The organism is Streptomyces sp. McG3 (assembly GCF_018619185.1).
GTDB lineage: Bacteria > Actinomycetota > Actinomycetes > Streptomycetales > Streptomycetaceae > Streptomyces.
The window spans coordinates 30534-41619 of record NZ_JAAXYC010000036.1 but is presented as its reverse complement, the minus strand read 5'-3'; the positions used below and the strand labels follow the sequence as shown (position 1 = coordinate 41619).

The window sequence follows — 11086 nt, the reverse complement described above, 5'->3', positions numbered from 1 at the left end:
GATCGAACATGTGGGTGCGGCTCCTTCGGTGGGGGCGGGCCGGACTCGGCGGCACAGCAGAAGTGCAGCGGCATGCAGGGGGCATGTCAAGAGATTCGACGTCATTTCCTATAGGAGAAAAGGTTGCTCTGCCGTGAACGCGGAGAATGTCTTCGGTGAATGACCGCCTTCTATGCCTGTTTCCTATGTGATTTTGAGGATTCCGTGGTCGGACCGTAGGAGGTGCGATGGGTGGGACCGGAGGTCCGTCTCGCTAAACTGCCGGGGCCGAACGCGCAGTGAAGTGAGGACCTGGATGCCGATGCGTGACCCGCATGTCTTCGACGACCGGGCCGACGGGCCCGCGCCCCCCGCGGCGCCGGTTCGCCAGCCGCTGTCCGACAGCGTCTACGAGCAGGTCAAGGCCATGGTCATGGACCATGAGATCGCTCCGGGCGCCCGTGTCGGCATCGAGGCCCTGTCCCGCAGGCTCGACGTCTCACCGACCCCGGTCCGCGAGGCACTGGCCCGGCTGGAATCCGACGGTCTCGTGGTCAAGCGTTCCCTCTCCGGCTACCGCGCGACCGAACTGCTCACCCGGCAGGGAGTCGAGGAGTTGTTCGAGATGCGGCTCCTCCTGGAACCGAAGGCCGCGGCACTGGCGGCCGTGCATGCGGACGAGTCCCAGCTCGATGCCATCGAGGCCATCCAGGACGACATGGAGACGCACCCCGGCCCGGCCGGGCCGTACGCGTCCTACCGTGAATTCGCGGCCCTGGACCAGCGCTTCCACGACGTGGTGGCGGCGGCCGCCCGTCGCCCCCTGCTCCTGGACGCGGTCGAGCGGCTCCACACGCATCTCCACATCTTCCGTCTCAGCAGTCTCCCCGTCGCGGACGACCCGACCGCGGCCGAGCACGAGCGGATCGTCCGCGCGATCCTCCGCCGGAGCCCCGAGCGGGCCGCACAGGCGATGACGGACCATCTGGCCCACAGCCTGGAGCGCCAGCTCAGCCGGTTCGAGGGGGAGTGACCGGCCGGACCGACGCCCCGACCGGGGACCGGCGGACGGCTACGGGGCCAGCCGGTAGACCCGCCGCGCGGTTCCGGCCCACACCTCGTCCCGCTCGGCGGGGGTGAGCTCGTCGAGCAACTCCGCGGTGGACTCCACGACCCGGCCGTAGCTCGCCGCGAGCGTGCTCACCGGCCAGTCGGAGCCGAACATCAGCCGCCGAGGCCCGTAGGCCTCCCGCACGGTGTCGGCGTAGGGCGCGAGGTCATCGACGGTCCATGACCGCCAGTCCGCCTCGGTGACCATTCCGGAGAGCTTGCACACCGTGTTCGGCAGGGCGGCCAGCTCGCGTACGCGGCCGGCCCACGGCTCCCGTTCGCCCGAGGCGATCGGGGGCTTGCCCAGGTGGTCGAGGACGAAGGTGAGGCCGGGAACCGCCGCCGCCGCCCGGGTCGCCGCCACCAGTTGGTGCGGCAGCACCAGGAGGTCGTAGACGAGTCCGGCCGCCGCCACCGCGCGCAGGCCCCGCAGCACCTCCGGACGCGTCAGCCACTCCGGGTCCGCCTCGCCCTGGACCTGATGGCGGATGCCCCGCAGGAGTTCGCCGCCCGGCAGTGCGCGCAGCCGGGCGAGTTCGTCGGCGATGCCCGGCGAGGTGAGATCGGTCCAGCCGACGACCGCGCCGATCAGGTCACTGGCCGCAGCCAGGGCCAGGAACTCGGGTGTCTCGTCGGCCACGGTGACCGTCTGCACGAGCACCGTGGCCGACACCCCGGCCTCCCGGGCCTCCGCCTCCAGGTCCTGGTGGAGGAACGAGCGCCGCAGCGGGGCCAGTTCAGGCCCCTCGATCCACGCCTGGTCGCGTAGGCCCAGGTCCCACAGATGGTGATGGGCGTCGATGACGGTCATGTCGCTCTCCTCCCGGGCACCGGCACATCGGCCCGCAACAGGTCCTGTGCCCGCAGCCCGTCCCACACGGCCTCGGGAAGAGTCCGGTGGAACTGTTCGACCGCGTCATGGACCTCCTCGGCCGACCGGGCCCCGAGGAGGACGGAGCTTACCGCCGGATGCCCGAAGGGGAAGCGGAGCGCCGCCGCGCGCAGCGGCACCCCATGGGCCTCGGTGACATCGCGCATCCGCAGCGCCCGGCCCACCAGCGCGCCGGGGGCGGTGGCGTAGTCGTACGTGGCGTCAGGTGCCGGGTTCGCCAGCAGACCGGAGTTGAACACGCCACCGATGATCACGCTCTTGCCCGCCGCGACCGCGGCGGGCAGCAGCGAGTCCAGCGCGCCCTGCTCCAACAGCGTGTACCGTCCCGCGCAGAGCACGGCGTCGATGTCCGTGTCCGTGACAAAGCGTGTCAGCATGCGCGTCTGGTTCATCCCGACGCCGATCGCCCGCACGACTCCCTGCGCCCGCAGCTCCTCCAGCGCCGGATAGGCCTCCTCGATGGCCTGTTCCCCGTGCTCATCGGGGTCATGGAGCAGTACGAGGTCGACCCGGTCGAGCCCGAGCCGGTCGAGGCTGTCCTCCAGCGAGCGACGTACGCCGTCGGCGCTGAAGTCCCAGCGACGACGGTGCGTGGCCGGGACGGCGAAGCCGTCGGCCCGGTCGTCCCCGCCGCCGTCGTGCGGCTCCAGCACCCTGCCGACCTTGGTGGACAGGGTGAAGCTGTCCCGGGGCCTGGACCGGAGGGCCGCCCCGAGGCGGCGCTCGGACACACCGACCCCGTAATGCGGGGCGGTGTCGAAGTAGCGGATGCCGGCCGCCCAGGCGGCGTCCACCGCCGCTGCCGCCGCCTCTTCCCCCACGTCCTCGAAGAGCCCGGCGACGGCCGCGCCGCCGAAACCCAGCGACGTGACGGAGACGTCGCTGTCGCCGAGGGTGCGGGCGCTCATCACCGGTCCGGCGCCGCTGTCACCGGAGGCGCTCATCACCGGGCCTCCGGCCGTAGCCGCAGCCCCTGCATCCCGCCGTCCACCGCGAGGGAGGTACCCGTGACCGAGGCAGCGGCGGGGCTCGCCAGATACACGATGGCGGCGGCGACCTCCTCGGCGGTGACCAGACGGCCCATGGGCTGGCGGGCGTTGAGCGCCGCGCGCTCGGCGGCCGGGTCGGCGGCCGCGTCGAGCAGACGGCCCACCCACGGGGTGTCGGCCGTGCCGGGGTTCACACAGTTGACGCGGATGCCCTCGCGGACGTGGTCCGCCGCCATGGCCAGCGTCAGCGACAGCACCGCTCCCTTGCTGGCGCTGTACAGGGCGCGCTGCGGGAGCCCGGCCGTGGCAGCGATCGAGCAGGTGTTGACGACGGAGGCGTGCGCCGAAGCCCGCAGGTGGGGGAGGGCCGCGCGGGTCGTGCGCACCATGCCCAGGACGTTCACGTCGAACACCCGGTGCCACTGCGCGTCGTCGTTGTCCTCCACGGTGCCCGCCGCGCCGATGCCGGCGTTGTTGATCAGGATGTCGATGCCGCCGAGGTCGTCGGCGGCGGCCGCGACGGCGGCCCGTACGGACGCGTCGTCGCTCACGTCGGCGGTGTACCCGTGCAGGGGCCTGTCCACCGTCGACGGGTCGAGGTCCACCACGGCGACACCGGCACCGCGGGCGGCCAGCAGGTCGGCGGCAGCCCTTCCGATGCCGGAGGCACCGCCGGTCACCAGGGCTCTGAGGCCGGACAGTTCGCTCATCGGTTCGTCTCCTTCTCCTGTGCGGCGAGATCGGCCGCCCAGAAGGCGCCGTCCGGATAGCGGTAGGCGGCGAGCGAGCCGGCGTGCATCTCCGAGGAGAAGCCGGGTGCCCGGGGAGCCGTGTAGTGCCCGTTCGCGATGATCACCGGATCCTTGAAGTGCTCGTGCAGGTGGTCCACGTACTCGATCACGCGGTCCTCGGTGGTTCCGGACAGCGCGACGAAGTCGAACATGGACAGATGGCGGACCAGTTCGCACAGACCGACGCCTCCGGCGTGCGGACAGACGGGGACGCCGTACCGCATCGCGAGCAGCAGGATCGCCAGGTTCTCGTTGACGCCGCCGACCCGGGCCGCGTCGATCTGGAGGATGTCGATCGCACCGGCCTGCAACAGCTGCTTGAACATGATCCGGTTCTGGACGTGCTCGCCGGTGGCGACCTTGACCGGGCTGACGCCCTCGCGTATCGCCGCGTGCCCGAGGATGTCGTCCGGGCTGGTGGGCTCCTCGATCCAGTACGGGGCGTCGGCGGCGAGGGCGTTGGTCCACTCGATCGCTTCGGCCACGTTCCAGCGCTGGTTGGCGTCGACCGCGATCCGGATGTCGGGGCCGACCGCCTCGCGAGCCGCACGCAGCCTGCGTACGTCATCGGTCAGGTCCGCGCCGACCTTCAGCTTGATCTGGGTGAAGCCGTCGGCGACCGCCCGGCGGGCGAGCCGGACCAGCTTCTCGTCGGAGTAGCCCAGCCAGCCGGGGGACGTGGTGTACGCGGGGTAGCCCTCGGCCAGGAGACGCTCCTCGCGCGCCGCGGCGCCCTCCTTGCCGCGGGTGAGGAGGGCCAGGGCCTCCGCACGGCTGAGGGCGTCCTCGATGTAGCGGTAGTCGACCTGGTCCGCGAGCCATTCCGGTGGGGCGTCGGCGAGCAGCTTCCACAACGGCTTGCCGGCCCGCTTGGCGGCCAGGTCCCACACCGCGTTGACGACCGCGCCGATCGCCATGTGCATCACGCCCTTCTCCGGCCCCAGCCAGCGGAGCTGGCTGTCGCCGTTCAGGGCGCGGCTGACCGAACCGGGGTCGGCGCACACCGCGTGGACCGGCAGACCGACGACGTGGTCGCGGAGCGCGGCGATCGCCGCTGCCTGCACCTCGTTGCCGCGGCCGATGGTGAAGGTGAAGGCGTGGCCCTCCAGCTCGTCGCCCGCGTCGGTCCGCAGGATCACGTAGGCGGCGGAGTAGTCGGGGTCGGGGTTCATCGCGTCGGAGCCGTCGAGCTCCCGCGAGGTGGGAAAGCGGACGTCGATCACGTCGACATCGGTGACGCGCGCGGTGCCGCCGACGTGCTTCTCGTGGGGGTTCATGCGGGCCTCACGCGTCCTGGAAGGTCTGTCGCTGGCTGCCGAGCCCGTCGATACCGAGCTCGACCGTGTCGCCGGCCCGCAGATACGGGGTCCCCGGGAGCCCGAGGGCCACCCCGGCCGGTGTCCCGGTGTTGATGATGTCGCCCGGCTCCAGGACCATGTACTGGCTCAGGTACCAGATGATGTGGGCGACCGGGAAGATCATGTTCCTCGTGGTGCCGTTCTGCCGGGTCACACCGTTGACGTTCAGGCGCAGGCCGAGGGCCTGCGGGTCGGACACCTCGTCCGCGGTCACCAGCCAGGGGCCGAGCGGGTTGAACGTCTCGCACGACTTGCCGAGGTCCCACTGCGAGGACTGTTCGAGCTGGAAGGCGCGCTCGGAGACGTCGTTGCTGATCGCGAAGCCCGCGATCACGCCCGCGGCATCGGCGGGCCCCTCCAGATAGCGGGCGCGGTGGCCGATGACGACCGCGAGCTCCACCTCCCAGTCGGTCTTCTCGGACCTGCGGGGGATGAGGACGGTGTCGTGCGGACCGACGACGGTGCCGGGATCCTTCATGAACACCACCGGACGCGGCGGTACGGCGGCCCCGGTCTCCTCGGCGTGGTCGCGGTAGTTGAGCCCGACGCACACCACCTTTCCGGGGCGGGCGACCGGCGCGCCGACGCGCAGCCCCGTGGCGTCCAGGGCGGGCAGTTCGCCGGCCATCAGGGCGGCCCTGGCCCGCTCGACTCCGTTGGCGGCGAGGAACGGCCCGTCGATGTCGCCGGTCAGGCCGGTGAGGTCACAGGTGCGTCCGTCGTCGGTGAGGACGGCCGGGCGCTCTGCGCCGGGCGCGCCGAGGCGCATCAGTTTCACGTGGTTCTCCTTGCGGGAGCGGCGCGTCGGCGCCGCTGGATGGTTCGGGTGTGCGGGGGGCCGGGGCGACGGCCTACTCCATGAGGAAGACCTGCTCCGCCGACGCCCACCAGGTGCCGGGCGCGGCCTCCTCCACGGGCGACTGGCAGGGGTCGGTGAGCCGCCACCATGCCCGGGTGGCCGGGTCGTCGGCCATCAGGGCGAGGTCGGCGTCCAGGTCGTCGCCGTGGTACTCGAAGTAGCTGAACAGCCGGTCGCCGAGCAGGTGGATCGAGTAGTTGGCGATGTGGCAACGCCGCAGCCGGTCGAGCACGGGCCCGGGGACGGCACGGTGCAGCTCCCGGTACTCCTCGGCCTTCTCGGGGCGCAGGCGGACGACCTGCGCGACCCGCCTCACGGAGCCGGGGCCTTCGGGGACCCGGCGGAGACCGGCCGGTCGTGGATGATCCGGATGATGCGACCGCTCATCCGCCCGTAGTCGTGGTCGTTGGTCACCTCGCCGCGGATGCGGTGGCCGGCCATCACGACGACCCGGTCGGCCAGGGTCACCATCTCGGCCAGGTCGCTGCTGATCAGCAGGATCGGCAGTCCGCCGCGGGCCAGTTCCCAGATCAGCTCGTGGAACGCGTGCTTGGTACGCACGTCGACGCCGACGGTGGGCTCGTCGACCACCAGCAGCCGGGTGTCGGCCGCCAGCCATTTCGACAGGCTGACCTTCTGCTGGTTGCCGCCCGACAGCTCACCGGCGTTCTGCGCGAGACCGGAGATCTTGATGCCGAGGCGGTCGACGAGGTCCGCCGCGGTCTCGCGTTCCCGGCCGGCGGGGACGTATCCGAGGGCATTCGCCAGCTTCCTCCATACCGTCACGGTGATGTTGCGGAGGATGGGCTGCTCCAGGAAGACGCCCTCCTCCTTGCGGTTCTCGGTGAGGTAGCCGATGCCGTACTGGTGCAGTGCCTGCCGCGGCGAGCCGATCCTCGCGAGCTCTCCGTACACGCGGATCTCACCGCCGGTGACGCGCTCCAGACCGAGCACCGCCTTGACCAGTTCGCTGCGCCCCGCGCCGACCAGACCGTACAGCCCGACGATCTCGCCGGGTCGCACGTCGAGCGAGATGTCCTGGTGTCCCGAGGCCGTCGAGAGTCCGCTGAGGGAGAGGGCGGGAGCCGCGGACGTGTCCACGGGGCGTGGCGACATCGCCGTCACCGCGTGGGCACGTCCGACCATCAGGGTCACGATGTCGTCCTGGGTGTGCTCCGGGAGCGGCGCCGATTCCAGTACGGACAGGCCGTCGCGCAGCACGGTGACGGTGTCGCAGACGGAGAAGACCTCCTCCAGTTTGTGACTGACGAACACCACGCACGTGCCGCGCTCGGTCAGCCGGCGGACGACATCGAAGAGACTCATCGCCTCCTGCGGGGAGAGCGAGGCGGTCGGCTCGTCGAGCAGGAGAACCTTGCTGTCGGTGTGGAGCGCCTTGGCGATCTCCACCAACTGCTGTTGTGCGACGGAGAGTTCGGACACCAACTGGTCCGGTTCGATATCGAGGCCGAGTTCGGCCAGGCAGCGCCGGGCCGGCGCGGTCATGGCCTCCCGGTCGACCAGGCCACGGCGCGAGGGAGGATTCTGCAGGGTGATGTTCTCGGCCACGGAGAACCCGGGGATCAGGTTGCGTTCCTGGTGGACGACGCCGATGCCGGCGCGCATGGCGTCCAGGGGGGAGCGCGGATGGATCTCCTGGCCGCCCCGGAGCAGGCGGCCGCCATCGGGCGCGTGCACGCCGGTGATCACCTTGATGAGGGTGGACTTCCCCGCCCCGTTCTCGCCGAGCAGGGCGTGCACGGACCCTGCGGTGAGCCGCAGACCGACGCCGTCGAGGGCCCGGACACCGGGGAAGACCTTGACGATCTGATCGCATTCCAGCAGGACTTCGCTCATCGAGCCTCTCCCGTCGGCGTCGGTACGGATGTCGGCCGGGGTGTTTCCCCGGGAGCCGTCGGCGGGGGTGTGCCGCTCGGTGACACGGCCTTCTTGGCGAGGCGGCTCTGGTGGACGCGACCGCCGACGACGGTGCCGAGAACGACGACCCCGATGAGGAAGTTGACCCAGCTCGGGTCGAGGGAGAACTGAGCCCGCGCGGTATCGATCAGACGCATGACGAAGGCGGCGAGTACGGTCCCGAGGACGGCGACGGAGCCGCCGGTCAGCGCCACGCCGCCGATGATGGGCGCCGCGAAGCTGGGCAGCAGCCAGTCTCCGCCGACACTCCGGTTGACCCCGGGCAGCGAGGCGGTGGCGGTCAGGGCCGCGACGCCGATCAGCAGCCCGGACAGGGTGTGCGCGAGCACGATCTGCCGGTCGGTGGAGATGCCCGACAACTTGGCGGCGAGCGGGTTCCCGCCGGCTGCCAGCAGCCGCCGCCCCGCCACCGTGCGGTACATGAAGGCGGCGAGGAGACCGGCCGAGACCAGGGCCGTGACGAAGACGAGCGGGATGTTCAGCGGCGCGGCACGGCCGAAGTCGCGCAGCGTGGCGGAGTACCCGTCGATGGTGCGGGTGCCGGAGAGCCGGTACTGCGCCCCCAGCAGGATGGTCATGGTGCCGAGCGTCACGATGAAGCCGTTGATGCGTGTCGCGACGATGAACACGCCGGTGATCAGCCCGATCAGAGTCGCGCCCAGGACGCCGGTCAGGACGGCGAGCCCGGCCGGGACACCGGCGTCGACCATCAGCACGCCCATCAGACAGGCGCTGAACCCGCCCAGCGCGCCGACCGCGAGGTTGAGCTGCCCCACACTCAGCGCGACCATCTGGGCCAGCCCGATGAGGACCGGTGTGGCGAGGTACTGCAGGAACGTACGGAGGGAGGGCCCTTCGAAGAAGGTGCCGGATGACGAGATACCGAGGGCGAGATAGCCGACGATCGCCACGCCCAGCAGGGTGGTCGTCGTGGAGCGCGAGAAGCGGTGCAGTGCGGACCGGGCCGCCGCCTTTCCGCCCTGGAGCGGGGTCATGTGGAACGCACCACCTTGCGGTAGGACACGACGGTGCGTACCCGGTCGGCGGACAGGGCCAGGAGCAGGACACACCCGAGGTAGATGTTGAGGCTTTCGAGACCGACGCCGAGCAGGTCCAGACCCTTGCGGATCACACCGACGAGCGACGTGCCGAGCAGAGCGCCGATGACGGAGACGACACCGCCGGTGAGCAGAGTCCCGCCCAGGACAGCGCCCAGGAACGAAGGGAGCATGAAGTCCTCGCCGATGGACGCGCGGAACGTGCCCGTGCCGACGGCGGCCATGAAGCCGGCCAGTGCGGCGAGCAGGCCCGACAGGGCGTGCGCGAGCACGATCCTGCGGCCGGTGGGGATGCCGGACAACTCGGCGGCCTTCGGATTGGCGCCGGTGAGCAGCAGTTCGCGTCCCATCCGGGTACGGGAGTAGAGGAAACCGAGGCCGACGAGGGCGATCAGGGTGAACTGGATGATCTGCGGGACGGCCGCGGAGCCACAGACCGGTCCGATACAGACGTCGGCGAGTGAGGAGGACCGCAGTTCCGTCAGCCCGTCGGGACGGGTGGTGAACGCGGCGTTCTCCGTGAAGGCCGAGTAGAGCAGCGAGACGAGTCCCAGCAGGGCGAAGTCCATGGCCAGCGTCACGACGAAGGAGTTCACCCCCGTGCGGGCGATGATCCAGCCGGTCAGCGCGCCGATCGCACAGCCTGCCACCAGGCACAGCACCAGCCCGAGCGGCAGCGACAGGCCCAGCCGGTCGTAGCCGAAGCCGGCGAAGAACGCGCCGAAGGCGGCCATGCGCCCGACGGCGAGGTTCATGTGCCCGATGGACAGCACCACCATCTGCGCCAGTGCCACCACCGTCAGCGTCGAGATGTCCCTCATGAGCGGGAAGAGAACCAGCCGCTCGTCGAAGAACGTCGGCCGCAGGACACCGAACAGAGCGGCGAGCGCGACGATGAGAACGACGAGCCCGAGCCTCTGGTTGACCCAGAACGGCAGCCGGTGCGCCGGCCGGGCACCGTCGGTGGGGCGATCCGTCCCGCTGTCGGGCGGAGCGACGACCGTCTTCATGACACCCTCCTCCGGTCGATGGCGTCCATGTCCCAGTCGATCCCGATGCCCGGCTCGTCCGGAGCGACGGCCAGACCGTCCCGCACGGTCATCTCGGTGCGGGTGACCGCGCGCAGCTGCGGGATGTACTCGACGTACGCGCCGTTGGAGACGGCGGCGACGAGACTGACGTGCAGCTCCATCAGGAAGTGCGGGCAGACCTCGACGTTGAAGGTCTCGGCCAGGTGCGCCACCTTCAGCCACGGCGTTATCCCGCCGACCCTGGCCACATCGACCTGTACGACGGAGGCCGCGCCCGTCTCCAGATAGGTGCGGAACTGCATGGGCGAGTACATCGACTCGCCCACCGCGATCGGTATCCGCGTCGAGCGGGCGAGCCGGGCGTGGCCGCTGATGTCGTCCGCGGGCATGGGCTCTTCGAGCCAGTACGGATCGTACGGTTCGAGGGCGGCGGCCAACCGTACGGCGGAGGACAGCGACTGCGACTGGTTCGCGTCGGTCATGATGTGGAGGTACGGTCCCACGGCCTCGCGTACGGCACGCAGGCGCTCCGCGTCCTCGGCCGGGTGCGGCTTGCCGACCTTGATCTTGACGCCCGAGAACCGCGCCTGCTTCGCGGCGAGGGCCGACTCGACCAGCTCGTCGGTGCCGAGGTGCAGCCAGCCGCCCTCGGTGTCGTACACCGGGATCTCGCGGCGGTGGCCGCCCGCCAGCCGCCACAGCGGCTCGTCGGCGCGCTTGCAGCGCAGATCCCACAGGGCCGTGTCGATCGCGGCGAGCGCGAGCGAGGTGATGGCGCCCGTGGTGGTGGCACGGGTCAGACCGAACAGCTCCTGCCAGAGCCCCTCCACGTTGCGTGCGTCCTTCCCGGCGAGGAGCGGGAGCAGATGGTCGCGCAGCAGCGCCAGGACGGATGTGCCGCCGGTGCCGATCGTGTAGGCGTAGCCGGTTCCCCCGATACCGTCCGCCGTCGTCAGGGTGACGAGGATCGTCTCCTGTTTGACGAACGACTGCACGGCGTCGGTGCGGTCGGTCTCCACCGCGATGTCGGCCAGCAGGGCCGACGCTTTCGTGATGATGGTCATGCGCTTGGGCTGACTTT

11 protein-coding genes are annotated in these 11086 nt (G+C 70.8%); 1 reads left to right on the top strand and 10 read right to left on the bottom strand.

Going from position 1 to position 11086, the window contains the following annotated elements:
* The first annotated feature begins 301 nt into the window (after nt 1-301).
* Entirely contained in the window at nt 302-1012 is a 711-nt protein-coding gene (locus tag HET64_RS09090; RefSeq protein WP_215103566.1) for a GntR family transcriptional regulator, read from the top strand.
* A gap of 39 nt (nt 1013-1051) precedes the next feature.
* Here HET64_RS09090 and HET64_RS09085 read toward each other — a convergent pair whose 3' ends face one another.
* From HET64_RS09085 to HET64_RS09040, 10 genes are all read right to left on the bottom strand, one after another.
* Nucleotides 1052-1900: an amidohydrolase gene (locus HET64_RS09085; RefSeq protein WP_215103565.1), complete on the bottom strand. Its 849-nt coding sequence runs from the start codon at nt 1898-1900 to the stop codon at nt 1052-1054.
* Nucleotides 1897-2889, bottom strand: coding sequence for an aldo/keto reductase (locus HET64_RS09080; protein ID WP_215103567.1), 993 nt, complete (start codon nt 2887-2889; stop codon nt 1897-1899). Before HET64_RS09080 ends, HET64_RS09085 begins: the two co-directional genes overlap by 4 nt.
* Before the next feature lie 35 nt (nt 2890-2924).
* Nucleotides 2925-3680, bottom strand: a complete 756-nt coding sequence (locus HET64_RS09075) for an SDR family NAD(P)-dependent oxidoreductase (protein ID WP_215103564.1) — start codon at nt 3678-3680, stop codon at nt 2925-2927.
* Nucleotides 3677-5038, bottom strand: coding sequence for an enolase C-terminal domain-like protein (locus tag HET64_RS09070; protein ID WP_215103562.1), 1362 nt, complete (start codon nt 5036-5038; stop codon nt 3677-3679). The genes HET64_RS09075 and HET64_RS09070 overlap by 4 nt, the downstream gene beginning before the upstream one ends.
* A gap of 7 nt (nt 5039-5045) precedes the next feature.
* Nucleotides 5046-5897 carry a fumarylacetoacetate hydrolase family protein gene (locus tag HET64_RS09065; protein ID WP_215103560.1) on the bottom strand — a complete coding sequence of 284 codons (852 nt, stop codon included), beginning with the start codon at nt 5895-5897 and terminating at the stop codon, nt 5046-5048.
* A gap of 73 nt (nt 5898-5970) precedes the next feature.
* On the bottom strand, nt 5971-6294 hold the full coding sequence (locus HET64_RS09060; protein WP_215103558.1) for an L-rhamnose mutarotase: 324 nt from the start codon (nt 6292-6294) through the stop codon (nt 5971-5973).
* Nucleotides 6291-7835, bottom strand: a complete 1545-nt coding sequence (locus HET64_RS09055) for a sugar ABC transporter ATP-binding protein (RefSeq protein ID WP_215103557.1) — start codon at nt 7833-7835, stop codon at nt 6291-6293. Before HET64_RS09055 ends, HET64_RS09060 begins: the two co-directional genes overlap by 4 nt.
* A complete protein-coding gene (locus tag HET64_RS09050) occupies nt 7832-8911 on the bottom strand; it encodes an ABC transporter permease (protein WP_215103556.1) in 1080 nt (359 codons plus the stop codon). Before HET64_RS09050 ends, HET64_RS09055 begins: the two co-directional genes overlap by 4 nt.
* Nucleotides 8908-9984 carry an ABC transporter permease gene (locus HET64_RS09045; protein ID WP_215103555.1) on the bottom strand — a complete coding sequence of 359 codons (1077 nt, stop codon included), beginning with the start codon at nt 9982-9984 and terminating at the stop codon, nt 8908-8910. Before HET64_RS09045 ends, HET64_RS09050 begins: the two co-directional genes overlap by 4 nt.
* Nucleotides 9981-11069: a mandelate racemase/muconate lactonizing enzyme family protein gene (locus tag HET64_RS09040; protein ID WP_215103554.1), complete on the bottom strand. Its 1089-nt coding sequence runs from the start codon at nt 11067-11069 to the stop codon at nt 9981-9983. Before HET64_RS09040 ends, HET64_RS09045 begins: the two co-directional genes overlap by 4 nt.
* Nucleotides 11070-11086: the final 17 nt, after the last annotated feature.